Source organism: Dactylosporangium sp. NPDC049742 (assembly GCF_040674675.1).
GTDB lineage: Bacteria > Actinomycetota > Actinomycetes > Mycobacteriales > Micromonosporaceae > Dactylosporangium > Dactylosporangium maewongense.
Map to the genome: position 1 here is coordinate 77,415 of NZ_JBFANF010000031.1, position 26,596 is coordinate 104,010.

Here is a 26,596-nt window from a genome sequence, read left to right on the forward strand (position 1 = left end):
CTGACATCGGAAGCGAGTACCTTTGGAACATGCCCGCAGACATCCCGTTCGGCTTCGGTCCGCCCGGCGGCGAGGTGCCGGATCCCAACGATCCGCGCCAGATGCAGCAATTCCTCAGCCAGCTGCAGCAACTGTTCGCCACGCCCGGCGGCGGCCCGGTCAACTGGGATCTGGCACGCCAGCTGGCGCAGGCCCACCTCACCGGCGGCGGACCCGCCGGCGGCCTCGCCCAGTTCCCTGTCGGCTTCGCCATGCCCGGCACGGCGGTTACGCCACCAGCGAACACGGCCGATCCTGACGCCGCGAAACCGGTCGGTGACCCTTCCGTGACGCCGGCGGAGCGCGCCGCGGTCATCGAGGCGCTGCGCCTGGCCGACCTGTGGATCGACCCCGAGTCCGCCCTGCCGTCCGGCGTGCGCGCCACCGCCGCGTGGAGCCGGGGCGAGTGGCTCAACACGACCCTGCCCGTCTGGCGCAAGCTCTGCGACCCCGTCGCCGCCAGGATGGTGTCGGCGATGACGGAGCTGGTCCCCGAGGAGATGCGCGCCCAGATGGGCCCCATGACCTCGATGGTCGCGTCGCTCGGCAGCGCCCTGCTGGGCGGCCAGCTGGGCACCGCCCTGGGCTCCCTCGCCGCCGAGGTCCTCTCCGCCGGCGACATCGGCCTGCCCCTCGGCCCTGCCGGCTCGGCCGCGCTGGTCCCGGCCAACATCGCCGAATACGGGCGGGGCCTGGAGATCCCCGACGACCAGGTCCGCCTGTACGTCGCCCTCCGCGAGGCCGCCCACCAGCGACTCTTCGGCCACGTCCCGTGGCTGCGCGGCCACGTGTTCGCCGCCGTCGAGGCGTACGCGGCAGGCATCCACGTCGACCGCGAGGCGATCGAAGAGGCGATGAGCCGCATCGACCCCTCAACCCTCGGCAGCGACCCGCAGGAGCTCGTCCTGGAGGGCATCTTCACCCCCGAGGACACGCCGCAGCAGCGCGCCGCGCTCGCCCGGCTGGAGACCGCGCTCGCCCTCATCGAAGGCTGGGTCTGCCACGTCGTGGACCGCGCCGCCGGCGACCGTCTCCCCGACGTGGTCCGCCTCTCCGAGGCCTTCCGCCGCCGCCGCGCCGCCGGCGGCCCGGCCGAGCAGACGTTCGCCGCCCTGGTCGGCCTCGAGCTGCGCCCCCGCCGCCTCCGCGAGGCCACGGCCCTGTGGGCAGCCCTGGCCGAACACCGCGGCGTCGCGGGCCGCGACGCGCTCTGGGACCACCCCGACCTGCTGCCCGACGAGGAGGCGTTCGCGGATCCGGATCTGTTCGCCCGGACCCAGCTGGACCTGAGCGACCTCGGCTTCAGCGACGACCTCAGCGGCCTGGGCCTCACCGACGAGAAGCCGTCGAAGGACACTTCGGACCCCGCAGCCGGCAACACCCCACCGGACAACGACCCCGGCCCCAGCGAGCCGGGCAACGAGCCAAAACCCTGACCCCAGGCGAGGCAACCGCGGGAGATCCACCAAGACGGCCAACAGCCACTGGATCTCCCGCTCCCGCCCACAGCTCGACACACCTCTGGGCGCACCCAGACCCGCCGCAACTACCGGCCCCTCACAGCCCGGCGAGCCTTCATGACTGGCGGCCTCTCGCAGCCAGCGGACCTCCGCAGTTCGGCGGTCCTTCGCAGGTCAGCAGGCTTTTATGGCGGTCCTTCGTAGCGTGGCCGACGGCCCGTGAACCGATCCCGCGACTCGCGGCCTGGCCCGAGTGTCCCTTGTGGCCACCGGCCCTTCGCCGCTGCCAGGGCCGCGTGCCGATCTCCCACCCCGGCACGACCCGAGCGTCCTTCACGGTCCCTCACCACCGGCCCAACCTTCGCGCCTGACGGGCCGTGCGCCGCTCCGCGCGCTCTCTCGCGACCGCCCCCTTGCAGCCGCTGGGGCCGGCCGGGCCCCGGCTCAGTCACCCGACCCTCGCAGCCGCCCGGGGCGCAGCGCAGTCAGTCTGAGCGGGACGGCTGCTGCCTTGTGGTCACCGGGCACCCGCCAGGCCCGTGTCGTGACCGCAACGCCACCGCGGCAGCTCTGACTGCCAGCGGGCCCTGCTGCCGGCAAGCACGGCGAGCTGGCCTCCTGCTGCCGCGGCTGGCGCCGGCCAGAGCGGCAAGGGCGCCGAGGTGGCCTAGCCGCCGGCGGGCGACGACCTGGCAGCGAGGGGCGACGAGCCGACAAGCAGCAGTCCTCACTACCCGCCGATCCGGCGCGGCCGCGGATCATCGCCGACGATCCTCGCTGCCGCCGAACAGCTTCCGCACCATGCCGCCCGGTCCCTCGTGGCCGGCAGACCCGCAACCGACGTCATGCCCCCTGCGGCCGGCCAGCACGAGCCGAGCGACCGGAGCACAACTCGAACGCCGGCGACCGCAGCGACGCCACCGCAGCGACAGGCTGCCGGCGACCCCAACGGGCGGGCGACCGCAGTGACGGGCCGGAGGAAGGCGACGTCCCCGAGGGAGCGGCCAAAGCGTTGAATGCGGCCCGCGGCGCTCGTCAAAGAGTTACGCGACCAGGTTCGAACGGCGCTGACCGGTCAATCACACCGTACCTCAGGCCGCCTAATTGATCTGGGCGGTCTCACTCTCCGCTATCCATCCCTCACGCATCCGCCGCCAGCGGGTCGGCGGGGGGGTCAGGAGAGCAGGGAACGGGTGGCGTCCCAGCCGTCGAGAGCCAGGTCCAGGTGGCGGAGGTCGTCGGGGGTGCGGAGGCGGTGCCAGCCGGGGGCGGAGGCCACCATCGTCGGTTCGGGGGCGGGGCGGCGGGCGGTCGCGACGTCCGCGGTCTCGGGATCCAGGTCAGGCAGCCAGGAGGGGACCGGCAGGCGGCACGCCAGGCCCAGGAGGCCGCCGCCCGCGGCCGGGGCGACCGCGACCGTCCGGGTCGACAGAGGACGGATCATCTTGCCGATCAGCATCGCCGGCAGGTCGGGGGCGTCGGCCATGAGGACGACGGCGCGTTCGTGGCCGTCGGCTGCGGCGGCGGAGAGGGCGGCGCGGATCGAGAGGGTCGGCAGCTCGTACTGCGGCATGCTCGGCCACGCGATCTTCGAGGCCAACGGCAGGTCGTCGGGGAGCGCCGCGATCGCCGGTTGGACGAGCGGCAGCGGGGCGATCAGGTCGACGACGTCCTCGGCCAGGGCGGCGCGCCACGAGGACGGGTCAACGCCCGGTGGCGACCACGGAGTGGGCACGAGGAGCACGATGACGGCAGCCGAGACGCCCGGGACCGCCGGAGAGGAGAGCGGCCCGGTCATTCAGTGATCCCGAGACCCGCTGCCGCCGACACCCCCTCAAGATACCCCCGCGCCCGTTCGGACTTCGGGTAGCGGCCGACCAGCGCCCAGAAGGCGGCGCTGTGGTTGGCGATGACCAGGTGTGACAGCTCGTGCAGCAGAACGTAGTCGATCACCCAGTCGGGCATCTCCTGAACTCGGTGCGAGATCCGGATGGTACCGTCTGCCGGCGTGCACGAGCCCCAACGCCCGTTCTGGTTCTGCACCCAGCGCACGCTGGTCGGGCGGGCGGCGTTGGGATGGTCGGGCAGGTAGCGGGCGGCAAGCCGCTGCGCGCGTGCCGTCAGCTCGCTGTCGGTGCGCCGGGCCCGCTGCTCGCGGACGGCCAGGCGCTCCAGCATGCGATCGACCCACTCGCGCTCCTCCGCCCGGGAGAACTGCGCGGGGATCAGCACGACGACCCGCTCACCATCACGGTAGGCAGACACCGTACGTCGGCGGCGCTTGCTGCGCCGCACCTCGATGACCGGCTTACGTGTCATGCCGGCCCCCTCAGGGTACCGCTCACGGAGGAACGCTAGCCGGAAACGGCCATCCCTCCGCAAGGGCCAATCTTGTGGAGGGCGCCCGTATGTCACCCATTCGTGGCGGCTCGCCGGAAAGATTCCACCGGTCGTCGGCCTGGTGAGGCCGCTCGGCGGCAATTCATCCACAGCAACCCACACCGTTGCCCACACAGTTATCCCCAGCCTGTGCATAGTGTGTAGCGTGCGGTTAGAGGAAGATCTTCCGATTACGCTCGGCGTGTCCCGTCTTACCGCACTTTCCCCGAGTGTCCGACAAGGCACACTCACCACGTCGACCTAGCTGGTCAACACCGGTGCGTGCACCGGACCGAGATGAGGAGGGCATCGTGGCCGAGACGTACAACGGCTACTGCGTCAAGTGCAAGGAGAAGCGGGACTTCGAGGGCGAGATCGCGATCTCCAAGACGGGCATGAAAATGGCCAAGGGTGCCTGCCCCGTCTGCGGCACCACGGTCAACCGGATCCTCGGTAAGGCCTGAGACGCAAACAAACACGGCCGCCGTCGGCGGGCCGTACACATCGGCTCCTCGCCGCCCCCGCCCGGCGCGTGAGCCCCGAGATCGTCGCGCTAGAGCAGCAAGGTTGGCCCGCGCGCTTTACAGCGTTTGCGCCTTTCCCTGTGGACAACTCGGCGGCTGGCTGTGGACAAGTCCGGCCGGCGGTGGATATCCCTGTGGACAACCACCCCGGCCGGAGCCTGCGCCGGTGGCAGTCTCCCGGTCATGCGACCGACACTCCTGCCGAACCTCCGCCGCCTGTGGCGTGACAGGCAGACCGTCCAACTCGGCACCGACCCAGCCGGCGCCGTCGTGCTGCACCTGTGCCGGCCGGAGCTGGCCCGGATGCTGGACCTGCTCGACGGCGCGCACACCGAGGCCGCGGTCGTCGCGGCCGGGGAATCGCTCGGCCTGACCTCGGCGGAGGTGCTCAGCCTGGTACAGGCGCTGCGCGACGAAGGGCTGGTCGTCGCCGCGCACGCGCTCGTCCCGGCCGGTCTGCCGGCGCCGGTGCACCGCCGGCTGAGCGTCGAGGCCGCCGCGATCGCCCTGCGCCTGCGCCAGCAGCCCCCGCCGCCCCACGCGACGCCCGGCGACGCGACCGGGACACCGGGGCACAAAGAGGGCACGCGGCGAAAACCCGAACGGACCGCGCCCGCCGAGGTGCTTCGCCGCCGGTACGCCTCCCGCGTCGTCATCGCAGGGGACGGCCCGCTGCTGGCACCGCTCGCGGCGCTGCTCGCGGCCAGCGGCGTCGGGCACGTCGACCCGGTCGTCGACGGGGTCACCGGGATGGGGGACGTCCTGGTCGGCGGCCTGCTCGCCGACGAGGTGGGAGTTTCACGGGCGGTCGCGACCGGTGGCGCCGTCGCCAGGTACGCGCCGGGGGTGGACCTGTCCGCGGCCCGGACGGACCACGTCGACCTCGTGGTGCGGGTCGGCGACCGCCATCCTCCCGCGCTCGCCGGCCGGGGGCTGCGGCTGGCGAGCCTCGCGCGGCTGGAGCTGACCGTCCGGCTCGGCACCGTGCTCGTCGGTCCCCTGGTACGACCGGCCGCCTCCCCCTGCCGTGCCTGCCTGGACCTGCACCGGCGGGATCGCGACCCGATCTGGCCGGTCCTCGCCGCGCAGCTCGCCACGGCGCCGCCCGGCGACGGGGAGCCGTGCGCGTCGGCGACGGCGCTCGCGGGGGTGGCGTTCGCCGCCGACGAGGTGCTCGCGTTCCTCGACGGGGCGGCGGCGCGGACCGAGGCGGCGATCGTCGAGATTCCCCGCGCCGGTGAGCTGAGACGCCGGGAATGGGTGGCCCATCCGCGCTGTGACTGCCGTCGCCGTCGTCGTGCAGCGCAGAACGGGTAAGAATGACGTGTGACCGAGATCCCTAGGGGCGCAGTCGCCCGCACCGCACGACTGGCGTCGCTTCCTCTCGGGCTGGCCGGGCGGGCCGCGCTCGGCCTGGGCAAGCGAGTGACCGGTATGGCCGCCGACGTGGTGTCCGCCGACGTCCAGCGGCGCACCGCCGAGCACCTGTTCAGCGTCCTCGGGCAGCTCAAGGGCGGTGCGATGAAGATGGGGCAGGCGCTGTCCGTCTTCGAGGCGGCGCTGCCGGAGGACCTCGCCGGGCCGTACCGGGCGGCGTTGACGAAGCTGCAGGAGGCCGCTCCCCCGCTGCCGGCCGCCAGCGTCCACGCCGTGCTGCGCGATTCGCTGGGCGAGGACTGGCGGGAGCTGTTCAAGGACTTCGACGACAAGCCGGCCGCCGCGGCCAGCATCGGGCAGGTCCACAAGGCCGTGTGGGCCGACGGCCGCGACGTGGCCGTGAAGGTGCAGTACCCGGGCGCCGGCGAGGCGCTGCGGGCGGACCTGAACCAGTTGGCCAGGTTCGCCGGGCTGTTCAAGGCGATCCAGCCGGGTCTCGACGTGAAGCCGCTCGTGCAGGAGATCCGGGACCGGGTCACCGAGGAGCTGGACTACGAGCTGGAGGCGGCCTCGCAGCGCGCGTTCGTGGCGGCGTTCGACGGCGACCCCGACATCTGCGTGCCGCAGGTCCTCGCGTCGTCCTCCCGGGTCCTCGTCACCGAATGGATCGAGGGCGTGCCGCTGTCGACGATCATCGCTTCCGGCACCGTCGAGGAGCGCGACGCGGCGGGCACCCGGATGGCGCTGCTGCACTTCTCCGCCCCCGCCCGGGCTGAGCTGCTGCACGCCGACCCGCACCCCGGCAACTTCCGCATGCTGCCCGACGGCCGCCTCGGGGTCCTCGACTTCGGCGCGGTGGCCCGCCTCCCCGGCGGCCACCCCGAGGTGATCGGCCGCCTGACCCGCCTCGCCCTCGCCGGCGACGCCGAGGCGGTCCTGTCCGGCCTGCAGGACGAGGGCTTCGTGAAGCGCGACGCGAAGATCGACGCGGCGGCGGTGCTGAGCTACATCAGGCCCATGCTGGACCCGGTCGCGGAGCCGAGGTTCCGCTTCAGCCGCGCCTGGCTGCGCGCCGAGGCGGGCCGGCTCGCCAACCCGAAGAGCCCCGCGTACGCGATGAGCCGCCAGCTCAACCTCCCGCCCTCGTACATGCTCACGCACCGGGTGACACTCGGCTCGATCGGCGTGCTGTGCCAGCTGGAGGCCGAGGCCCCGTACCGCGAGATCATCGAACGCTGGCTACCCGGCTTCGCCGAACCGAAGAAGCCCACCCGCCGCCGCAAGTCCGAGTAGCCCCAGGCCGCGGAAACGACCAGAACCGTCACCTGACCACGGCGACGGGCGAAGATCAGCGCCCCGGAAGCAGTGCCGACATCGGTGCAGCCGAGGCAGTCGCGCTGATCGTGCATCAACGGCCGCGGGTGTACGAGGTCGCCCGCACGCGGACAGCAACCACCGGGATGGCGAACCCCTCAAGCCACCACCATGATCGAAGGACGGCCCTGGCCGTCCGGACAGCCACCACGCGACTTCGATCACGGCGACCACGGCCACGACCGCCCCGCGGGTGACCAAGACCGCCCGCGGGAGTTCGGCGTTCAGAGTGGGGCAGCGCTGGTTGTGAACCGCGGCGGTGTGATGTGGATGGGGTTGCCGTACGCGGACAAAGCAAGGCAGAGCGGGCCCCACGGTGGCACCGGGAGGCCCGCTCTGTGTGTTGCGGTCGGATCAGTGTCGGCTCAGCTGACGCTCCTGCTCACGGCGGGCGCGCATCGCGATCTGACGGGCGGACGAAGAAGCCTCAGAGTGACGGACAGCCTGAGGCTGACGCATTCGGGCTCGGGAGAGTGCTTCGTGGAGTAGTTGCAAAGACACGGTCATGCTCCTCAGGGAGATGGTGCGAACGTCGGTGAGTTGAAGCCGGGTCGGCTGCGCGGCGCGCAGGCCTCGGCTGGCTGGCAACGGATGTGCACTCATGTCAGGCCGCCACGCTCGCGGCCACGGCCGCGGTGCGAGCTGCGACCTCGACCCGCAGGACGGCGTCGCGAGCGACGTCCTCCTTACGCGGACGGCCACGCGGACGCTTCCGCGGGACGACCGCACCGCGCTCGAAGATCTCGCCACCCCAGACACCCCAGGGCTCGGCGCGCTCGATGGCGCCGGCCAGGCACTCGACGCGCAGAGGGCACTCCACGCAGAGCGACTTGGCCAGCTCGAGCTCCGCCGGCGAGTCGGCGAACCACAGGTCCGGGTCGAAGGTGCGGCACGGCAGGTCGGACTTCACGCCCCGAGCAGCGACAAGGAGACGCTCGTCGGCGCTCTCAACGCGCACATCGCGCGATGCCAAGGCCAGGCTCATCCCGGTCACCCCTTTCTGTTTCTCGATCGTTTGGTGGTGATCGTCGGTGCAAATGACTGAGGCCGCGGATCCCGGTGTCGGGTTCCGCGGCCTCGAGGTGAGCCGGTAAGTCGGTCTGTTAGACCGGCCTGCCTCGAGGTGGTGTGCCGCGGACTCCGCCGTTGGGCTTCGGAGCCGTCAGGTCGTGCTTGTCGTTCGCGGTGAGCCCACTGGTCCCCTGAACCTGGACTCCCCGCCGGTCGAGCAGCTGGACGCCAACGGCGGGCATCTGCTCAACGGTGCGGTCGCGCTCGATGGTGCTGGTGGTGCCTCGGCCGGCCTCGCGACCCAGAACCGAAACGGCCTGAACCGAAACGGCCTGAACCTTGACGCCGCCCAGACCGGTCGCGGAGACCCTGCTGCCCTGGACTTCGACGCCACCCGGAACCGAGACGCCGCCCAGGGCCGCGGCGCCACCCGTGACCGCAAAGGACGCGATCGGGGCAGCGGCCGGAGCGGAGGCAACGGTCGGGATCGGGAAGGCCAAAGCGGAGACGCCTCTGACGGCAGACTCCTGCCACAGAGCGGACGGGGCGCAGAGGGCATGCAACGCCGGCTGCAGCTCGGCTGAGATATAGAGCTTCACGGGTCGCACCTTCTCTCCACACTCGTCATGGGTCGGCCGCCGGGGCTCCGGCGTTCGTGTTCGCAGGCTATGTCGCGCCTTCAGGGTAGGGCAATCGAATTTCCGGGAAAACTTCTTGTCAGTTTTCCGCCCATCGACATCAGTCGCTCCCGACGAGGTCCTCGACGGTGCGGCCGGACACCAGCGCGAGCACGTCGTCGCCGTACAGACCGAGCTTCCGGGGGCCGATGCCGGCGATGACGGCGAGCTCCTCGCGGCGCCCCGGACGGCGCTCGGCGATCGCGGCGAGAGTGACATCCGTGAATACAACGAAGGCCGGGACCTTCTGCACGGCGGCGAGCCGGGCCCGCCAGTCGAGCAACCTGGCCAGCAGCTCCTCGTCGCGGTCGGACGGGCAGCCGGCGCAGCGGCCCAGCTTGCGCTCCGGCCCGCTGAGCAGCCCGGCACCGCAGACCCGGCACGAGACTGCGACGGCGCGCTTCACTCGGGCGGCCACCTCGCTCTTGCCGATCCCCGGCGCGCTCCTCGCGAACGAACCAGCGCCGGAACCGCCACCGGACGCGCGCCCCGGCTCCAGCGCCGGCAGGAAGCGGGTGGCGCGCCGGGGACGGCCGCCGGGCGTGCGGGCGCCGGCGTAGGACAGCCAGAGGGTGTGACGCGCACGGGTGACGCCGACATAGAGCAGTCGGCGCTCCTCCTCGACCGCGTCGGGGGTGCGGGCGTGGATGACGGGCATCGTGCCCTCGGCGAGGCCGACGAGGAACACGGCATCCCACTCCAGACCCTTCGCCGAGTGCAGCGACGACAGCGTCACCCCGGCGACCGTCGGCACGTGCTGCAGGGCGGCGCGGCGGGCGAGCTCCTCGTTGAACGCCTCGAGGCCGAGCGCCGGCATGCTCTCGGCGAGCGTGACGAGCGCCGACACCGCCTCCCACCGCTCGCGGGAGGCCCCGCCGGCGGGGATCTGGTCGGCGCGCCAGCCGACGCCCTCCAGGGCCTTGGTGACCGACTCGGTCAGGGGTGCGCCGGGGTCGAGCGACCGGGTCGCGGCCCGCAGCGCGATCATCGCCTGGCGGACCTCGGCGCGCTCGAAGAACCGCTCGGCGCCGTGCACCACATAGGGCACCCCGGCCTCGGCGAGGGCCTCCTGGTAGACCTCGGACTGCGCGTTGACCCGGAACAGCACGGCGACCTCCTCGGCCGGCGTGCCGGAGGCGATGATCTCGCCGCAGCGGGCGGCGACGGCGGCGGCCTCCTGCGGCTCGTCGGTGAACGAGCGCAGGACCGGCTCGGCGCCCGGCGGGCGCTGCCCGATCAGCTCCAGGCGCAGCCGGGCCAGCTCGCCGCGGGCCTGGCCGATGACCGAGTTGGCCAGGGCGACGACCTGCGGGGTGGACCGGTAGTCACGGACGAGCCGGATGACGGTGGCGTCGGGGTGGCGGCGCTTGAAGTCGACGAGATAGGACGCGCTGGCGCCGGTGAACGAGTAGATCGTCTGGCTGGCGTCGCCGACGACGGTGAGGTCCTCGCGGTCGCCGAGCCACGACTCCAGCAGCCGCTGCTGCATCGGGTTGACGTCCTGGTATTCGTCGACGACGAAGTGCCGGTATTGCGAGCGGATCTGCTCCGCGACGTCCTCGTGCTCCTCCATGGCCCAGATCGCGGCCCGGATCATGTCCTCGAAGTCGATCACGCCGTGGGCGCGCTTGACCCGCTCATAGGCGGCATAGACCTCGCCGACCTTGGCCGCGTCGAACGGCGGCTCGCGCAGCGCCTTGCCCGCGGCGACGGCATAGTCGGCGGGCTCGATCAGCGACGACTTGGCCCACTCGATCTCGCTGGCGAGGTCGCGGGCGCCGGTGCCGTCGATCTTGACGCCGGCGCGGGTGGCGGCGAGGCCGACCAGGCGGGCCTTGCTGTCCAGCAGCTCGGGCATCTCGCGGCCGGAGAAGAGCCGCGGGGCGAAATAGCGGACCTGGCGCAGCGCGGCGGCGTGGAACGTGCGGGCCTGGACGCCGCCGGCGCCGAGCTGGCCGAGGCGGGCGCGCATCTCGGCGGCGGCCCGGGCGGTGAACGTGACGGCGAGGACGTGCTGGGCACGGACGTGCCCGGAGCGGACCCGGTGGGCGATGCGGTGGGTGATCGCCCTGGTCTTGCCCGTGCCGGCGCCCGCGAGGACGCACAGCGGGCCGGCCGGGGCAGTGACCACGGCAGCCTGCTCCGGGTCAAGACCTGAGAGTGGGTTTGAGGAGTCCGCCACAGGTAGGCATCATTCCAGCCGGGTATGACGTTTCCGTCGAAGTACCTACCGGAATCGACAGCGATCCCAACGAGGAGACCACCGGATGCTGACCATGTACTCGACCACGTGGTGTGGCTACTGCCACCGCTTGAAGTCGCAGATGGATCGCGAGGGCATCCAGTACCAGGTCATCGACATCGAGCGGGACCCGGCGGCGGCGAAGTTCGTCGAGAGTGTCAACGGCGGCAACCAGACCGTGCCGACCCTGAAGTTCGACGACGGCACGGCGTTGACCAACCCGACCATCGTCCAGGTGAAGGCGCAGTTGGCCAACGCGGTCAGCGGCTGACGGACAAAACCGCACCAAGGCCTTCACAGCGCGCAGCCGGCTCACTACGGTGGCCGGATGCGGGTGGCTCGCGACTACGCACTGGGTGCCGTCATGGCGCCCGAGCGGCCGAGGGTGGCCGACCCGGGGCTCCGGCGGCGCATCGCCGGGTACCTGTCCGGCGGCGCCACGATCGGCCGCGGGCAGGGCGTGCTGCACACCGACGGCGTGTGGGTCTGGCCGGAGCGGTTCGTCGCCGAGGTTCTCGACGACGGGCTCGCGCCCGAGCCGGACCTGCTGCGGCACATGGTGCGGCAGGAGTACCGCGCGCCCGAGCCGGAGCCGGGCGCGCGGCTGACCGACGACGCGCTGCGGGCGTGGCGGGCCGGGCCGCCGGTGGCCGCGCGGCCGCTGATCACGTACTTCGTCCGGCTCGACGGCGAGACGACGCCCGAGGCGCCGCTGTCGCTGCTGCGCCGGGTCGTCGACCCCGCCGGGCAGGTGGCGGAGGAGGCGCTGTGGCGCGACCTGGCCTGGCACCCGACGCAGGCGTTCGGCTCACACAAGATCGACTATGACATCCGCGAGGTGACCCCGGCGCACGCCGCCGGGGTCCTCGACCGCTGGTGCGCGCAGTGGCACCGCGACGCGCTCAGGAGAAACCGAGCCACTCCGTGATCGCTCAGGAGAAACCGAGCCACTCCGTGATCAGGTAGTGCGCGATCGACGCGGGAAACGGCAGGCCGAACGCGCGCGAGCTGCCGTCCAGTACCGCGGCAATCTCGGAACGGGAGAACCATCGCCCCTCGAGGATCTCCTCCTCGTCGACGACGACGGGTGCCCCGACGGGCGCGGTGGCGTGGAAGCCCAGCATCAGCGACCCCGGGAACGGCCACGGCTGGCTCGCCACGTAGGTGACGCCGCCGACGACGACGCCGACCTCCTCGAGCACCTCGCGGGCGACCGCCATCTCGGCGGACTCCCCCGGCTCGACGAACCCGGCGAGCGTCGAGTAGCGCCGGACCCCGCCGGCCTGCGCCCACTGCGCGTTGCAGCCCAGCAGGCACCGCCCGTCAGGCCCGTCGACCCCGTCGTGGACCAGCATGATGACCGCCGGGTCGGTGCGCGGCCACAGCGTCTCTGCGCCGTCGTCGGTGGTGCGGACCCATCCACCCTGCGCCGGGACCGTCAGCTTGCCGCTGAGGGGGCTGTACGGGTGCCGTGAGTGCCAGTTGGCCAGCCCGACGGCGGTGATGAACAGCCCGGCCGGCAGGTCCGGCAGCGCGTGGCCCACCTGGCGCAGCGACACCCGCCGGGTGCCGGGCAGCGCCGTCACGTCGGCGGCGACCGCGAAGTACACGGTGCCGTCGGTGTCCTCGCCCAGGAAGAACCGCTCGCCCGGCGGCGCGTCGGCCGGCTCCACGAACACGAGCTCGGGCGGGTCGTCGCCGCGGACGAGCATGTGCCCGTCGTCGACGACCACCACACGGGCCCGCGACCAGGCCTCCTTCAGCCATTCCGCATCGGTACGGCGATGCGCCGCCCGGTCGAGCACGCCCCTCGCGAGCGGCGGCCCGGGCCGGGCGGCGACGGGCTCGGGCACGCCACCGCCGGCACCCAGCTCGGGTGCCGGCGCTGCCAGCTCGGTCATGCCCCCGCCCCCGTCGTGCCCGGGCCGGCGGCGCGTGACAGCGAACTCATGATGCGGCTCGGGTGACCGCCGTCAGCGCGGCCAGGGGCTGCTCGATCTTCTCCGCGTCGCCGAGGACGACCGCCGCGATCCGCGACGGCGCCAGGTACTGCGCGGCCGCGGCCGCCACGTCCTCGCGGCTGACGCGGGCGAGCCGGGCGGCGTGCTCGGCCAGGTAGTCCAGCCGCAGCCCGAAGCCGGCGTACGTGGAGACCAGCCCGGCCAGCCCGGCCTGCGTCGACATGCCCAGCTGGAGGGTGCCGAGCGCGTACTGGCGGGCCTGCTCCAGCTCGTCCTCCTTCGGCGGGATGCTGGCCAGGCGGCCCAGCTCGTACAGCGTCTCCAGCAGGGCGGGGCCGGTCACCTCGGTCGCGACCTCGGCGGCGACGACCAGCGCCGATCCGGCGACGGCGTGCTCGACGAGGGAGTGCGGGCCGTACGTGTACCCCTTGTCCTCGCGGATGTTCTCCACCCAGCGGGAGGAGAAGTAGCCGCCGAAGACGAGGTTCGCCAGCTGGAGCGCCGCGTGGTCGGGGTGCCGGCGGGTCACCGCGGGCAGCGCCAGGCGCAGCGACGACTGCACGGACCCGGGCCGGTCGACGATCGTCAGCGGCCCCGGCTTCAGCTCCGGGGTCGGCGGCAGCTCCACGGTCGCGCCCGCGCCGTCCCACTTCGCCAGCATCCGCTCGGCGGCGGCGATCGCCTTGTCGGGCGCGATGTCGCCGACGATGACGAGGGTCGCGCCGGCCGGGTGCAGCCGCTCGGCGTGCAGCGTGCGCAGCGTGCCGGGGGTGACCGCCTCGACGTGCTCCGGCGCCGGGGTCTGCACCGCATACGGGTGCTTGCCGTACATCCGCTTCAGCAGCGCGGCCCGCGCGAGGTGGCTCGGCTGGCTCTGCGCGACCCGGATCCGGTCGACCAGGCGGGCCCGCTCGGTGCTGACCTCCTCCGCCGGGTAGTTGGCGTCGGTGAGCACCTCGGCGAGCAGGTCGAGCAGCCGGTCCAGCCCGCTGACGAGGGCGTTGCCGGAGATCAGCAGCCGGTCGGGGTCGGCGCCGGCGGACAGCCCGCCGCCGACCTTCTGCAGCTCCGCGGCGATGTCGACGGTCGACATCGCGGTCGTGCCCGACAGCACCGTCTGCGTCAGCAGCGCGGCGCGGGCCAGGTGCGCCTTCGCGAACGGCACCCGCAGCCGCACCTCGACCAGCGGCACCGACGGGCGGCGCAGCGCGATCACGGTCAGCCCGTTGTCGAGGGTCCGCTCGACGGTCTTCGGCAGCTTCAGCGGGCGGTTGGGCCCGAGCACCGGCACGGTGCGGAGCAGGGTTTCGGCAGTCACTTGGCTCCTCCGGCAATGACCTCGACCGCGGCGCGGCGCGACGGGACCAGCTCGGCCGCCGCGGCGATGATCTGCTCCTCGGTGACCCCACCGATCAGCGTGTGGAGCTGGTTGAGCAGCTCGGGCTCGCCGCGCTGCTGCTCCAGCACCGCCATCTGCAGCGCCCGGCCGAGCACCGCGTCGGTGTCGCGCAGCAGGTGCGTGGCCATGCGGGCCTGGGTGCGGCTCAGCTCGTCGGGCCCGAGGCCGTCGGTGGCGATGCGCTGGCACTCCTCCTCGACCGTGCGCAGCACCTTGTCGACGTCGCCGCCCGGGGGCAGGTGCGCCTGCAGGACGAGCGCGGTGGGGTCGCGCACCGCGAACGGCTCACCCATGAAGCCGACATACCCGCCGACGCTGGTCACCGTCCGGTCGCGCAGCACGAGGCGCTCCACCAGCCGGGACGCGTCACCGTCGGTGAGCACCTCGGCGAGGACCACGTACGGCAGGTACGCCTCGATGTCGTTGATCGGGTCCGGCACGCGCCACGCCGCGGCGACCGCCGGCAGCGGGGCCAGCCGGTCCTCGTACGAGTCGCGGCGCTCGCTCGTCAGGTCGGGCTCGGCGAAGTCGGGCCGGGCCGGGGCCGGGCGCGCCGGCACGTCACCGAAGTGCCGCTCGACCAGCGCGGTCGCGGTCTCCACGTCGAAGTCGCCGGACACCGCGAGCACCGCGTTGCCGCACGCGTAGTAGCGGTCGAAGAAGTCGGCGGCGTCGGCGACGGTCGCGGACTCCAGGTCGTCGAACGACCCGTAGCCGTCGTGCGCGTTGGCGAACGTGTCGAACATGACCGGAGGCAGCCGCAGCCACGGGAAGCCGCCATACGGCCGGTTGAGCACGTTGACCCGGATCTCCTCCTTGACCACGTCGACCTGGTTGCGCAGGTTCTCCTCGGTCAGGCGGGGCGAGCGCATCCGGTCCGCCTCGAGGAACAGCGCCCGCTCCAACGCGTTGGACGGCAGCGTCTCGAAGTAGTCGGTGTAGTCGAAGTGGGTCGACCCGTTGAAGGTGCCGCCGGAGCCCTGCACGTAGCGGAAGTGGGCCAGCTTCTCCAGGCTCTCGGAGCCCTGGAACATCAGGTGCTCGAACAGGTGCGCGAAGCCGGTGCGGCCCTGCGGCTCCGACCGGATGCCGACGTCGTAGACGACCGCTACGCCGACGACGGGAGCGGCCCGGTCGGGCGTGAGCACCACCCGCAGGCCGTTGGGGAGGGTGAGGCGCTCGACCGGATACTTGGACGCGGGAATCCGCACAGCGGGACTACGACGAGGCACCCGTCGAATCTATCCCCTCCCGCGCGATCCGCCGTCGCCGACCGCCGACTCGTCCCGTTCCGTCGTGTTCACACCATCGCCTCGTCGTCGCGGGCGGGTGCCGGATCACCCGTGGCGGCGGCGCGCCGGAGGCGGAGCTCGGCCCGCAGCGCGTACCAGAGCAGCGCCCCGATGAAGACGACCAGCGGCAGGCTGAGCAGCCATCCCAGCGGCCCCCGGGACCGGGCGGGGAGCGGCTCCGCGACCGGCTGCCCGGCGGCGGGCGCCGACGCGGTGGCCGACGGGGACGGCGCGACCGATGGCGCCGGCGGCTTCGCGAGCGGGATCGTCCTGGTCAGCGCGGGCACCAGGTCGACCCGGCCGACGCCGAACTGCGGGTCGACGCCCTTGTCACCGGCGTCGACGGCGGTGACCGTCAGGCGGTGCACGATCTCGTCGGCGGGCAGTTTCGGGTACGCCGCCCGGACCAGCGCCACCACCGCGGCCAGCTCGCCGGCCGCCATGTTCCCGGCGTCGACGCGGTAGCCGCCGCCGGTGTTCGTGGTCATGATCTCTTCGCCGGGCACGCCGAACCCGAGCTTCCGGCCGCTGTCCGACGCGACGAGCACGTCGCCGGCGCGCGACAGCGGCACCGCGGCGAGGACCCCGTCGTACGCGGCCGGGTAGGGCTCGAACGCCTCGCCGGCCCGGTTGCCGTCGGCGGCGACGACGATCGCGTCGGCGGCCTGCGCCTCGCGGACCGCCTGCTGCAGGCGCTCGCTCCCGCCGACGGAGTAGCCGACGACGATGACCTTCGCGCCGCGGACGGTGGCCAGCTCGATCCCCTCGGCCAGCTGGTCCGGGGTGACGGTGCGGGCGCCGGTCGGGTCGGGGGTGGCCGGGCTGCCGAGGACGACCGGCAGGATGTCGGCGCCGGGCGCGATGCCGAGCACCCCGTTCTGCCGGTTGGCGCCGTGCCCCTGCCCCGCGATCAGCCCGGCGAGCGCCGTGCCGTGCCCGTCGGGGTCGCCGGGCGGGGTGGGCGAGCCGTTGGTGTAGATCGCCGGCAGCACGCTGGCGGTCAGGTCGATGTGGTTGCGGTCGACGCCGTTGTCCACGATCGCGACCGTGACGCCCTCGCCGCGGGTCTTCTCGTTGGCTTCGCTCACCCGCAGCCACTGCAGGTGCCACTGATCGTCACGGATGCCGTCCGCGTGCGCCGGGCTCACCGGAACGAGCGCGAGCACGACCCCTGCAACCACTGCGGCCTTTTTCACCGCGCCAGCGTGACGGATCGGCGCAAGTCTGTCACTAGGCAGGCTTCAGCGAGACGCCCAGCGTGACGGATCGACGCAACCCGCGCCAGTCGGCCGTCCGGCGCTATGTGGGCCGTACCGATTCGGGTGCTTCGTCGGCGATGTAGTCGAACTGGCGGTGGGTGTCGGGGATCGAGACGTACAGGATCGCGGCCTCGGGCTTGCCCAGGTCGACGAGGGCGATCGACACCAGCTCACTCTTCGCGCGCAGGCCCGGCTGGGAGAAGTGCAGGCGGAACTTGATCAGCCGGCCGGGACGCCCACCGAGGGTGAGGTCCTTGGCGGAGATCTGCTCCAGCTGGTTGCCCTTGGGGTAGAAGCTGATCCGCACGTCGGCGGCGATCTGGTCGCCCACGCACCTGAGGTCCAGGACCATGCCGTCGTTGACGGCGGCCGGGACGTGGCCGGAGAGGATCGTGGCGTGGTAGTCGCTGCCGCCGTTGTAGTCGGGCTCGGTGACGAAGTGCTGGCCGGTCCGGTAGGTGACCTTCAGCTCGCCCTGGTCGGCCCAGACGTTGTCCCACGGCTCCCACGGGGCGCCGTACTCCTTGTAGGAGATCCCCGACTCCTCGTCGACGGTCCGCGGCCCGGCGGGCGCCGGGTCACCACCGGGTGGGAGCTCGGGTGGGATGGTCGGCGGCGGGCAGCGGCGGGCCAGCTCGGGGCGGGTGTCGCTGGGCCCCTCGGCGCGGCGGTCGAAGAGGCCGCCGGGGGTCGTCGCGTTGCCGGTCATCAGCGAGACCAGGACGACGACCAGGCCGATCGCGACGACCGCGATCGCGCCGCCGGTGAGCAGCTTCAGGATGCGCTTGTTGCGCTTGACCGGGTCGTCATCGTCGTCGCCGCCGCCACCGCCGGTGCCCCACGACGGGGGTGGGACGATCGGCGGCACGCCGAGACCCGAGACCCGGCCGGATTGATAACCCGGCGCCGCGCGCGGCGGCTCGGCCGCGCGCTGAATCGTCGGCGCCGGCCCGACGGGCGCCAGCACGACCTGCGTGTCCGGCTGAGCCCACGGTGAATGCTGCTCGGTCATCTCACCAGCAAGTGTCGCAGCCCGGTGCCAGTCTGCCAAAAGCGGCTACGGCTGCGGCTGCGCCGGCGTGCGCACGTCGATGACCTGCGGGTATCTCGGCGTGTCGGCGGCGGCGACCGGGCCGAGGACGATCAGGGCGGCGGTCAGCACCCCAGCGGTCGCCACCCCGACCACCAGTGCCACCTCGCGCGTGTGCGATGCCTGCATCGTGCGCACTTCCCCTCGCATGCCCGTCCGCATGCCCCTTGGACAGCTTCGAGGACGTCGAGGTTCCGTGGACAGCGAGGTGTCGGAAGCTTGACGGCAGTTCGTTAGAGACCGGACGCGGGCAGGGCCGCGATCAAGGCCAGCAGGCCGTCGGTGTCGAGCAGGTCGGCCGGGCGGACCGTCACCCCGTCACGGACGTAGAAGAACGCGGCACCGACCTGCTCCAGCGGCACGCCGCGCAGCTCCGACCAGGCCAGCCGGTACGCGGCGAGCTGCACCGCCGCGGCGGTCGCGTCGGCGCCGGTGGGCTGGGCGCCCGTCTTCCAGTCCACGACGTCGAAGCGGCCGTCGGGATACGCGTAGACCGCGTCCATCCGCCCGCGGACCACCACCCCGGCGACGACGGAGGCGAACGGCACCTCCACGTCCAGCGGCACCCGGTCGGCCCACTCCCCCGCCAGGAACCTGGCCTGCAGCTCGGCGAGGGCCTCGTCGGGCGCGGCGCCCTCGTCGGCGGCGCCGGGCAGCTCGTCGAGGTCGAGCAGCCGCTCCGCCTTGAACCGCTGCTCCAGCCAGTGGTGGAACGCGGTGCCCCGGCGCGCGTACGGATCCGGGCGCGACGGCAGCGGCCTGCGCAGCGTCCGGGCCAGCCGCTGCGGATCGCGGCGCAGCGCCACCAGCTGCGACACCGACAGGTGCCCGGGCAGCACGACCTCGACCGGCGCGTTGAGCTGGGGCGTGATCCGGGCCCGCTCCGCCAGCAACAGGTCCGCCTCCGCCGCCCAGCGCTGCCCCGACCCGTCCGCCAGGACCTCATCCGGCCAGTCCACTCTTGGCGTTTGCGGCGTATGTACGACTGGCGCCTCCCCGACGCCCGCACCGGCCACGACCGGGCGCAAACCGTCCGCATCCGACCCGACCCCCCGCGCGGCCGACACGCCCGGCGCGGAAACACCCCCTCCATCCGCAACGGCCGACCCGACCGGCACGGAAGCAACTGCCGTCCCGACCGGCGCGGCAGCGTCTCCTCCGTCCGCAGCGGCCGTCCCGACCGGGCGCGGGTCGTCCACATCCGGCGCGAAGGACGGTGCCGCCGACACCGGCGCGGCAGCCAACTCGTCCTCCGCGGCGACCGACCCGACCGGCTCGGCAGCCACCTCCCCCTCCGCGGCGAGCGTCCCGACCGGCGCGGGAGCCAACTCCCCCTCCGGGGCGGACGCCACTTCCTCCGCGACGGCCGGCGCGGTGGCCGTCTCCGCTGGTGGCGGCGCAGGTGGCGCGGTGAGAGCGGCGGTCGCTGCCCGTACCATCGCCGCCGCCGCTTCGAGAAGAGGCCGGCGGGCGCCGAGAGGGTCCGCGGGCCAACTGGCGCTCGGCACCTGCTCGGCCGTCGGGTTCTGCGCGTCGGGGGCCGGGGCGTCGGCCCAGACGTCGACCATGCCGGCGCCGGACGCGCACCGCTCCCGGATCTCGTCGAGGAAGACCGACGGACCGCGGGCCCGCTTGACGCCGTCGCCCCACCAGTAGCCGCTGGCCAGCAGCAGCCGGCGGGGGCGGGTGACCGCCACATAGGCCAGGCGCCGCTCCTCGCGCACGTCGTGGTGGCGCCAGTCCTCGGTGAACGCCTCCAGCCGGCGCACGACCCCCTTGATGTCGGCGGCCACCGACAGGTCCAGGACCGGCAGCCCCCCGCTGTCGCCGCGCAGCGGGAAGGGCAGCACGCCGAGGCCGCGCAGCCAGTGGTCGCCGGCGTTGCTCGGGCCGGGGAACACGTCGGCGCAGAGGCCGGCGACCGACACCACGTCCCACTCGAGGCCCTTGGCGGCGTGCGCGGTCAGGATCTGCACCGCGCCGGAGACGACCTCGACCTCGCCGGGCGCGAGGCCGCGCTCCTCGTTCTCCGCGGCGGCGAGGAATGCCAGGAACGCGCCGAGCGTCGCGCCCTCCGACTCGCCGGCGAAGCGGGCCGCGATGTTGCTGAACGCGTCGAGGTGCCCGCGGGCCAGGCCGGCGTCGCCGGGCCGGGCGGCGACCTCGACGTCGAGGCCGGTGGCGCGCTCGATGTCGGCGACGAGGTCCGGCAGCGGCTGGTCGAGCCGCCGGCGCAGGCGGCGCAGCTCCGCGCCGAGCGCCGCGAAGCGGGCGAACCCGGGCTCCGAATACGCCGCCGCGTCGCCGAGGTCGTCGAGGGCCTCCACCAGGACCGCCTCGTCGAGCCGGTCGGCGAGGGCCGGCTCCTCGTCCTCCGGGCCGGCCCGGCGGGCGGCGGCGATGGCGCGGGCACGGCGGTACAGGGCGACGAGGTCACGCGGCCCGATCCGCCACCGCGGGCCGGTCAGGATGCGCAGCAGCGCCGCGCCCTCGGCCGGGTCGGCGAGGACCCGCAGCACGCTGACGACGTCACGGACCTCGGGCGTGTCGAGCAGCCCGCCGAGCCCGACGACCTCGACCGGCAGGCCGCGGGAGCGCAGCGCGTTTTCCAGCGCGGGGATCTGCGCGCGGGTGCGGACCAGCACCGCCGTCGTCGGCCGGTCGTCGACGGGGATGTCGAGCGGGAACGTGTCGGGCGCGACCCTCGCCGCGAGCCGCCACGACGCGACGATCCGGTCGGCGATCCAGGCGGCCTCGCCGGCATACGTGTCGAGCAGCGCGCAGTGGACGGTCGCGGTCGACGCCGGCTCGGCGAGCACGTCGGCCGGGGCGAGCTCGGCGACGCGGGCCCCGTGCGCCCGCAGCGGCGCGGAGATCGTGTTGGCGAGGTCGAGGATCTCGGGCCGGTTGCGCCAGCTGGTGGTCAGCGTCAGCTCGCCGGCGGGGTCGCCGGCCACGGTCGGGAACTCGGCCGGGAACCGCTCCAGGGTGCCCGCGGACGCGCCGCGCCAGCCGTAGATCGACTGGCAGGGGTCACCGACGGCGGTCACCGGGTGGCCGCCGCCGAACAGCGACCGCAGCAGCACCACCTGCGCGTGGCTGGTGTCCTGGTATTCGTCGAGCAGCACCACCCGGAAACGGTCCCGCTCGACGGCGCCGACCTCGGGGTGCGCGAGCGCGACGCGGGCCGCCCTGGACAGCTGGTCGCCGAAGTCCATCGCCTCCAGCAGGGCCTTCTTCTCCTGGTACTGCCGGATCAGCGGCAGCAGCTGCAGCCGGGCCTGCTGCCGGGACAGCACGTCACGGACCGGCTTGGCCATCTTGCCGGTCTTGCCGCTCACCTCGGCGAAGAACCGCCCGGTCCACGCGGCGACGTCCTCCGGCTCCCGCAGGTGCTCGGCGAGGTCGCCGGCCAGGTGCAGCACCGCGTCCACCACGGTCGACGGCGCCGACGCGACCGCCGTCATGTCGCCGTCATACCCGCGGACGACCGCGTCGGCGAGCTGCCAGCACGCGGCCTCGGTGAGCAGCCGCGTGCTCGGCTCGAAACCGGCCCGGACACCGTGCTCGCGGACCACCCTCGCCGCATACGAGTGGTAGGTGGCGACGGTCGGCTCCCCCGCGATCAGGTCGTCGCGCCCGAGCCGCCGCACCAGCTGGCCGAGCCGCTGCCGGATCCGGTGCGACAGCTCGCCGGCCGCCTTCCTGGTGAACGTGAGCCCCAGGATCTGCTCGGGGCGCACGTGCCCGTTGGCGACGAGCCACACCACCCGCGCCGCCATCGTCTCCGTCTTGCCCGACCCGGCGCCCGCCACGACGAGCAGCGGCTCCACCGGCGCCGCGATCACCGCCGCCTGCTGGGCGGTCGGCGCCGGCTGCCGGAGCAGCTTCGCCAGCTCGACCGGCGGGAAGCTCACCCGCGCGGCGCCGGTGCTCTGGTGCTCGGTCTGGGTCATGTGACGTGCCGGCCTTTGCCCGAGACGGGGCAGGAGGTCTTGACCGGGCAGACGCGGCACTTGTTGTTGACGACCGCGTTGAAGGTCGAGGCCGCCATGGTCTGGGCGGTCTTGCGGACCAGCGCCTGCGCCCAGTTGGGGTCGCCGGACTCGCCGAGCGGGGCCTGGACCTGCTCGCGGGCGGCATTGGTCTCGCCGCCGAGCTGGACCAGGGAGGCGCCGCCGGGGACGGTGGACTCCTCGAAGGCGCCCAGCTCGATCGCCGCCTGGTAGGCCGCGAGCTGCGGGTGCTCGGCGAGGTTGGCGTTGGCGGGGATGGACTTGCCGGTCTTGAGGTCGACGACGACGAGGCGGCCCTGCTCGTCGAGCTCGAGCCGGTCGACGCGGCCCTTGATCTCGACCGGGCCGTCGGGGTCGGCGAGCTCGACGAGGAAGTCCTGCTCGATCGCGACGAGGCGGCGCGGGTTGCCGGCGAGCCAGCCGATGAGCTTGTCGAGCATGGTCTCGGCGCGGTCCCGCTCGCGGCCGGCGAGCCAGCGCGCGGAGAGCTCGATCGCGTCGAACCGGTCGGCGACATAGGCGACGAGCTGGGCCCGGTCGGCGGTGGCGTCGGAGGCGAGCATCGCGGCGGCGTGCACGAGGTTGCCGATCGACTGCTCCGGCGACGGGGCCAGCTTCCCGCCGTGCCGCTCCAGGAGCCAGCGCAGGCTGCACCGGTCGACGCTCTCCACGGTCGACGGGGTGACGGTCACCGGCTCGCCGGGGTCGACGAGGGGACGGTCGTCGGACAGCGGCGGCAGGCCCCACCAGCTGTCGGGGTCGGCGCCGGGCACCCCTTCGGCGGCGAGCCGGGCGAGGATCGCGGCGGCCGCGGCGCGGCGGGCGGCGGAGGCGTCGGGGTCGATCAGGGCCACCCGCAGCTCGGCGACGAGCGTCGGCAGGGTCAGCGCGCGGGGCGGCTCGAACACGGCGCCGCCGCCGGCGTCGGCGTCCGGGTCGAGACCGGCCAGCTCCAGCAGGAAGCGGCTCGGCTGCTCCTCGCCGTCGCCGGAGGCGACCGCGGTGACGAGGACCTGCTCGCGGGCTCTGCTGACGGCGACGTAGAAGAGCCGGCGCTCCTCGTCGAGCAGCGCCGACAGCCTGCCGATCGTCTCCATGGTGCGGCCGGCGAGGACCTCGACGAGCAGCTCCGAGCCGAGCACGCTGCCGCGCAGCCGCAGGTCGGGCCAGACGCCCTCCTGCACGCCGGCGACGGCGACGACGTCCCACTCGAGGCCCTTCGCGGCGTGCGCGGTCAGGATGCGGACGGCGTCGCCGCGGTCGGCGGACGGGGCGAGCGAGTCGGCGGGCAGGTCCTGCCCCTCGACGTGGTCGAGGAAGACGGCGATGCCGGCGCCGGGGAGCCGGTCGGTGAAGCGGGCCGCGGCGTCGAAGAGCGACACGACGGCGTCGAGGTCACGGTCGGCGGCGGCGCCGCGATGGCCGCCGCGGGAGCTCAGCGCCGTCCACCGGTCGGCGAGGCCGCTGCCCTGCCAGGCGGTCCACAGCACCTCCTCGGCGGTGGCGCCGGGCCGGGCCGCGGCGTCGCGGACGGCCCGCAGCAGCTGCCCGACGGCGCGGGCCGGAGCCGCCCACCGCCGCTCGACCGCGGCGAGCTCGCCCGGGTCGCGCAGCGCCCGCAGGAGCAGGACCCCGGACGGGCGGCGGTCGCCTGCGGCGAGCGCGAGGGCGCGCAGGCCCTGCCGGAGGCGCCGCTCGGCGAGCGGGTCGGCGCCGCCGAGCGGCGAGTGCAGCAGCGCGACCGCGGCGTCCTCGTCGAGCCGGTCGGCGTCCAGGGCGCAGCGCAGGAGCAGCAGCAGCGGCGCGATCGCCGGCTGCAGGTGCAGCGGCAGGTCCTCGGCCTCGGTGACGGTCGGCACGCCCGCCGAGTGCAGGGCCCGCTGCAGCGGCGCGAGCTGCCGGGCGGTGGAGCGCACCACGACCGCCATCCGCGACCACGGCACGCCGCGCAGCAGGTGCGCCTCGCGGAGCCGGTGCGCCAGGAACGCCGCCTCCGTCGTCTCCGAGCCGAACGTCGCGGTCTCCACCGTGCCGCCGGGGCGGGACGCCTCCAGCAGCCGGTGCCGGGACGGGCCGCGCAGCCGCGACGCGACCCGCCGGGTCGGCGCGAGCAGCCCGTCGCCGAGCCGGCGCGAGCCGGGCAGGATCACCTGCGGCGCGGGCCGCCCGCCGGCGGTGCGGAACCGGTCGGGGAACTCGCCGACGATCCCCGGGTCGGCGCCGCGGAACGCGAACGTCGAGGAGTCGGGGTCGGCGAACGCGACGAGGTGCGCGCCCGAGCCGGCGATCAGGTCGAGCAGCTCGATCTGGGCCGGGTCGGTGTCGGGCAGCTCGTCGAGGTAGACGCACTCGATCCTGCGCCGCTCGGCGGCGAGGAGGTCGGGCTGGTCGGCCAGCAGCCCCGCCGCGGCCCGCACCAGCTCCGCGTAGTCATAGGCGACGGCGCCCCGGCTGGCCGCGTCACGCAGGGCGAGGACCTGCAGATACTCCTCGAAGAACGCCGCCGCGGCGGCCCAGTCGGGACGCTGGTGCACGACCGCGAGCCGGGCCAGCCCCTGCGGGCCGACGCCGCGCTCCACCGCGCGCAGCAGCAGGTCGCGCAGCTCGGTCGCGAACGCGCGGGTGCCGAGCGCGCCGCGCAGCGCCTCGGGCCACGGCGCCCGCGAGTCCTGCAGCAGCTCGCGGATGACGAGGTCCTGCTCGGGGCCGGTGAGCAGCCGCGGCGACGGCTCGCCGCGCTCGACGGCGGCGCGGCGCAGCAGCCCGAACGCATAGCCGTGGAACGTGCGGACCATCGGCTCGGCGGTGGTCCGCAGCCCCGCCGCGCGGCCCAGCCGCGCCTCGATCGTGTCCCGCAGCCGCACGGCGCCGCGCCGGCCGAACGTCAGCACCAGGATCCTGTCGGGCTCGACCCCTTCGGCGACCCGCGCGGCGACGGCCTCGACGAGCGTGGTCGTCTTGCCGGTGCCGGGGCCGCCGACGACGAGCAGCGGCCCGGCCGTGTGCTCCACGACGAGCCGCTGCCACGGGTCGGCCTCGATCGCGACCGCCGCCGGGGCGGGGCGCCGCACCAGACGGAAGGCACGGCGGGGGGCAGCGGTCGCGGTCACGCCGCTATGCAATCACGACCGTCCGACATTTCCTCCGAGGAGGCTCGCCTCCAGCAGGTCGAGTGACTCCGGCACGTCCCGGGAGATCAGCAGCATCGTCATCGCCGACGGGCGGACGAACTCCTGGGCGGTGAGGCCGCGCAGCCAGTCGAGCAGCCCGGCGTAGAAGCCGTCGGCGTCGAACAGCAGCACCGGCTTGCGGTGCAGGTCGAGCATGGCGGTCGTCCACACCTCGAACAGCTCGTCGAGGGTGCCGAGCCCACCGGGCAGGACCACGAACGCGTCCGCCTTCTCGATCATCATCGTCTTGCGCGACGCCATGCCGTCGGTGACGACGAGCTCGTCGGACTTCGTGTCGGCGACCTCCAGGTCCACGAGGGACTGGGGGATGACACCGTAGGTGCGGCCGCCGCCGTCGCGGGTGCCGTCGGCGACGGCGCCCATCATGCCGACGCAGCCACCGCCGGAGACCAGCTCGTGACCGCGCCGGCCGATCTCGACGCCGAGCTGGTGGGCGAGGTCGAGCCAGCGCTGGTCGAGCCGCTGCGACGAGGCGCAGAACACACCGATCGCCGCCATCAGCCGCTCGCCTCCCGCGCGGTCCAGCGGGCGGACGCCGCCTCGATCTCCTCGGATCCGGCGTCCATGATGTACTGGACGGCCTTGTCGACGTCGTCGGTCAGGTACAGCAGGCCCAGGTCCTCGGGGCCGATCTTGCCGTCGGCCTGCATGGTGTCGCGGAGCCAGTCGACCAGGCCCTGCCAGTAGCTGGTGCCCATCAGCACCACCGGGAAGCGGGTGACCTTCTTCGTCTGCACGAGCGTCACCGCCTCGAACAGCTCGTCGAGGGTGCCGAAGCCGCCGGGCAGCACGACGAACGCCTGCGCGTACTTGACGAACATGGTCTTGCGGGCGAAGAAGTAGCGGAAGTCGATGCCGAGGTCGACCCACTCGTTGAGGCCCTGCTCGAACGGCAGCTCGATGCCCAGGCCCACCGACAGCCCGCCGGCGTCCGCGGCGCCCTTGTTGGCCGCCTCCATGACGCCGGGACCGCCGCCGGTGATGACCGCGTAGTTCGCCCGGGCGAGCGCCGCGCCGAGCTCCTCGCCGAGCCGGTATTCGGGGCTGTCGGGCTTGCTGCGGGCCGAGCCGAAGACGCTCACGGACGGCGGCAGGTCGGCGAGGGTGTCGAAGCCCTCGACGAACTCGCTGAGGATCCGCAGCGCCCGCCACGCGTCCTTCGTCTTCCACTCGGCGCGCAGGTGCGAGTCGAGCAGCCGCTGGTCGGCGGTGCTCGGCGGAATCGAGTCGCGGCGCAGCGTCACCGGTCCGCGGTGCCGCTCGCGCGGCTGACTGGTCCTACCCTCGGTCATGGCCCCCACCGTA

At 73.7% G+C, this 26,596-nt stretch carries 21 protein-coding genes; 6 read left to right on the plus strand and 15 right to left on the minus strand.

Annotation, left to right across the window (positions count from 1 at the left end; genetic code table 11):
- The first annotated feature begins 29 nt into the window (after positions 1-29).
- The gene (locus AB0J72_RS32300) at positions 30-1,475 is read left to right on the plus strand and encodes a zinc-dependent metalloprotease (RefSeq protein ID WP_363405154.1); all 1,446 of its coding nucleotides are present in this window, start codon (positions 30-32) and stop codon (positions 1,473-1,475) included.
- 1,198 nt (positions 1,476-2,673) lie between these two features.
- Here AB0J72_RS32300 and AB0J72_RS32305 read toward each other — a convergent pair.
- On the minus strand, positions 2,674-3,297 hold the full coding sequence (locus tag AB0J72_RS32305; RefSeq protein ID WP_363405156.1) for a hypothetical protein: 624 nt from the start codon (positions 3,295-3,297) through the stop codon (positions 2,674-2,676).
- On the minus strand, positions 3,294-3,818 hold the full coding sequence (locus AB0J72_RS32310; protein WP_363405158.1) for a M48 family metallopeptidase: 525 nt from the start codon (positions 3,816-3,818) through the stop codon (positions 3,294-3,296). The genes AB0J72_RS32305 and AB0J72_RS32310 overlap by 4 nt, the downstream gene beginning before the upstream one ends.
- A 371-nt stretch (positions 3,819-4,189) precedes the next feature.
- On the opposite strand from AB0J72_RS32310, the gene AB0J72_RS32315 reads away from it, so the two are divergent.
- The 3 genes from AB0J72_RS32315 to AB0J72_RS32325 all read left to right on the plus strand — a co-directional run bounded on the left by AB0J72_RS32315 (position 4,190) and on the right by AB0J72_RS32325 (position 7,072).
- Positions 4,190-4,342: a DUF5679 domain-containing protein gene (locus AB0J72_RS32315; protein WP_190251171.1), complete on the plus strand. Its 153-nt coding sequence runs from the start codon at positions 4,190-4,192 to the stop codon at positions 4,340-4,342.
- A 243-nt stretch (positions 4,343-4,585) separates the two neighbouring features.
- Positions 4,586-5,719, plus strand: a complete 1,134-nt coding sequence (locus AB0J72_RS32320) for a TOMM precursor leader peptide-binding protein (protein WP_363405160.1) — start codon at positions 4,586-4,588, stop codon at positions 5,717-5,719.
- 9 nt (positions 5,720-5,728) lie between these two features.
- Positions 5,729-7,072 carry an AarF/ABC1/UbiB kinase family protein gene (locus tag AB0J72_RS32325; RefSeq protein ID WP_363405162.1) on the plus strand — a complete coding sequence of 448 codons (1,344 nt, stop codon included), beginning with the start codon at positions 5,729-5,731 and terminating at the stop codon, positions 7,070-7,072.
- A 685-nt stretch (positions 7,073-7,757) separates the two neighbouring features.
- Here AB0J72_RS32325 and AB0J72_RS32330 read toward each other — a convergent pair.
- The 3 genes from AB0J72_RS32330 to AB0J72_RS32340 form a co-directional block, all read right to left on the minus strand.
- Complete coding sequence (locus AB0J72_RS32330) at positions 7,758-8,138, minus strand: WhiB family transcriptional regulator (RefSeq protein WP_344504016.1); 381 nt, start codon at positions 8,136-8,138, stop codon at positions 7,758-7,760.
- Positions 8,139-8,256: 118 nt separating this feature from the next.
- Positions 8,257-8,763, minus strand: coding sequence for a hypothetical protein (locus AB0J72_RS32335; protein WP_363405165.1), 507 nt, complete (start codon positions 8,761-8,763; stop codon positions 8,257-8,259).
- 139 nt (positions 8,764-8,902) lie between these two features.
- Complete coding sequence (locus tag AB0J72_RS32340) at positions 8,903-11,023, minus strand: ATP-dependent DNA helicase UvrD2 (protein ID WP_363405167.1); 2,121 nt, start codon at positions 11,021-11,023, stop codon at positions 8,903-8,905.
- 85 nt (positions 11,024-11,108) lie between these two features.
- Here AB0J72_RS32340 and AB0J72_RS32345 point away from each other — a divergent pair, with 85 nt between their 5' ends.
- Both AB0J72_RS32345 and AB0J72_RS32350 read left to right on the plus strand, forming a co-directional pair.
- The gene (locus tag AB0J72_RS32345; RefSeq protein WP_363405169.1) at positions 11,109-11,354 is read left to right on the plus strand and encodes a mycoredoxin; all 246 of its coding nucleotides are present in this window, start codon (positions 11,109-11,111) and stop codon (positions 11,352-11,354) included.
- A gap of 57 nt (positions 11,355-11,411) precedes the next feature.
- Positions 11,412-12,011: a hypothetical protein gene (locus AB0J72_RS32350; RefSeq protein WP_363405171.1), complete on the plus strand. Its 600-nt coding sequence runs from the start codon at positions 11,412-11,414 to the stop codon at positions 12,009-12,011.
- 4 nt (positions 12,012-12,015) lie between these two features.
- Here the strand turns inward: AB0J72_RS32350 and nudC are convergent, their stop codons facing one another.
- The 10 genes from nudC to AB0J72_RS32400 all read right to left on the minus strand — a co-directional run bounded on the left by nudC (position 12,016) and on the right by AB0J72_RS32400 (position 26,583).
- A complete protein-coding gene (nudC, locus tag AB0J72_RS32355) occupies positions 12,016-12,984 on the minus strand; it encodes an NAD(+) diphosphatase (RefSeq protein WP_363405173.1) in 969 nt (322 codons plus the stop codon).
- A 46-nt stretch (positions 12,985-13,030) separates the two neighbouring features.
- Positions 13,031-14,362 carry a pitrilysin family protein gene (locus tag AB0J72_RS32360; RefSeq protein ID WP_363405175.1) on the minus strand — a complete coding sequence of 444 codons (1,332 nt, stop codon included), beginning with the start codon at positions 14,360-14,362 and terminating at the stop codon, positions 13,031-13,033.
- Positions 14,359-15,654 carry a pitrilysin family protein gene (locus tag AB0J72_RS32365; protein WP_363405177.1) on the minus strand — a complete coding sequence of 432 codons (1,296 nt, stop codon included), beginning with the start codon at positions 15,652-15,654 and terminating at the stop codon, positions 14,359-14,361. Before AB0J72_RS32365 ends, AB0J72_RS32360 begins: the two co-directional genes overlap by 4 nt.
- 89 nt (positions 15,655-15,743) lie before the next feature.
- Positions 15,744-16,931 carry a S8 family serine peptidase gene (locus AB0J72_RS32370; protein WP_363405179.1) on the minus strand — a complete coding sequence of 396 codons (1,188 nt, stop codon included), beginning with the start codon at positions 16,929-16,931 and terminating at the stop codon, positions 15,744-15,746.
- 103 nt (positions 16,932-17,034) lie between these two features.
- The gene (locus AB0J72_RS32375) at positions 17,035-18,006 is read right to left on the minus strand and encodes a hypothetical protein (RefSeq protein ID WP_363405181.1); all 972 of its coding nucleotides are present in this window, start codon (positions 18,004-18,006) and stop codon (positions 17,035-17,037) included.
- Between the two features lie 45 nt (positions 18,007-18,051).
- The gene (locus tag AB0J72_RS32380) at positions 18,052-18,213 is read right to left on the minus strand and encodes a hypothetical protein (RefSeq protein WP_363405183.1); all 162 of its coding nucleotides are present in this window, start codon (positions 18,211-18,213) and stop codon (positions 18,052-18,054) included.
- 104 nt (positions 18,214-18,317) lie between these two features.
- Entirely contained in the window at positions 18,318-22,040 is a 3,723-nt protein-coding gene (locus tag AB0J72_RS32385; protein ID WP_363405185.1) for a UvrD-helicase domain-containing protein, read from the minus strand.
- Complete coding sequence (locus AB0J72_RS32390) at positions 22,037-25,171, minus strand: ATP-dependent DNA helicase (protein WP_363405271.1); 3,135 nt, start codon at positions 25,169-25,171, stop codon at positions 22,037-22,039. Before AB0J72_RS32390 ends, AB0J72_RS32385 begins: the two co-directional genes overlap by 4 nt.
- Positions 25,172-25,222: 51 nt before the next feature.
- A complete protein-coding gene (locus AB0J72_RS32395; protein ID WP_363405187.1) occupies positions 25,223-25,789 on the minus strand; it encodes a TIGR00730 family Rossman fold protein in 567 nt (188 codons plus the stop codon).
- Positions 25,789-26,583 (minus strand): TIGR00730 family Rossman fold protein, encoded by a 795-nt coding sequence (locus AB0J72_RS32400; RefSeq protein WP_363405189.1) that lies wholly within the window; start codon positions 26,581-26,583, stop codon positions 25,789-25,791. The genes AB0J72_RS32395 and AB0J72_RS32400 overlap by 1 nt, the downstream gene beginning before the upstream one ends.
- Between the last annotated feature and the right edge of the window lie 13 nt (positions 26,584-26,596).

Bases quoted from the DNA above. Each gene is read 5' to 3' on its own strand.
- AB0J72_RS32385 (WP_363405185.1), bottom strand. From the start codon at position 22,040: ATGACCCAGACCGAGCACCAGAGCACCGGCGCCGCGCGGGTGAGCTTC.
- AB0J72_RS32375 (WP_363405181.1), bottom strand. From the start codon at position 18,006: ATGACCGAGCAGCATTCACCGTGGGCTCAGCCGGACACGCAGGTCGTG.
- AB0J72_RS32300 (WP_363405154.1), top strand. From the start codon at position 30: ATGCCCGCAGACATCCCGTTCGGCTTCGGTCCGCCCGGCGGCGAGGTG.
- AB0J72_RS32345 (WP_363405169.1), top strand. From the start codon at position 11,109: ATGCTGACCATGTACTCGACCACGTGGTGTGGCTACTGCCACCGCTTG.
- AB0J72_RS32400 (WP_363405189.1), bottom strand. From the start codon at position 26,583: ATGACCGAGGGTAGGACCAGTCAGCCGCGCGAGCGGCACCGCGGACCG.
- AB0J72_RS32320 (WP_363405160.1), top strand. From the start codon at position 4,586: ATGCGACCGACACTCCTGCCGAACCTCCGCCGCCTGTGGCGTGACAGG.
- nudC (WP_363405173.1), bottom strand. From the start codon at position 12,984: ATGACCGAGCTGGCAGCGCCGGCACCCGAGCTGGGTGCCGGCGGTGGC.
- AB0J72_RS32395 (WP_363405187.1), bottom strand. From the start codon at position 25,789: ATGGCGGCGATCGGTGTGTTCTGCGCCTCGTCGCAGCGGCTCGACCAG.
- AB0J72_RS32310 (WP_363405158.1), bottom strand. From the start codon at position 3,818: ATGACACGTAAGCCGGTCATCGAGGTGCGGCGCAGCAAGCGCCGCCGA.
- AB0J72_RS32305 (WP_363405156.1), bottom strand. From the start codon at position 3,297: ATGACCGGGCCGCTCTCCTCTCCGGCGGTCCCGGGCGTCTCGGCTGCC.
- AB0J72_RS32380 (WP_363405183.1), bottom strand. From the start codon at position 18,213: ATGCAGGCATCGCACACGCGCGAGGTGGCACTGGTGGTCGGGGTGGCG.
- AB0J72_RS32330 (WP_344504016.1), bottom strand. From the start codon at position 8,138: ATGAGCCTGGCCTTGGCATCGCGCGATGTGCGCGTTGAGAGCGCCGAC.
- AB0J72_RS32350 (WP_363405171.1), top strand. From the start codon at position 11,412: ATGCGGGTGGCTCGCGACTACGCACTGGGTGCCGTCATGGCGCCCGAG.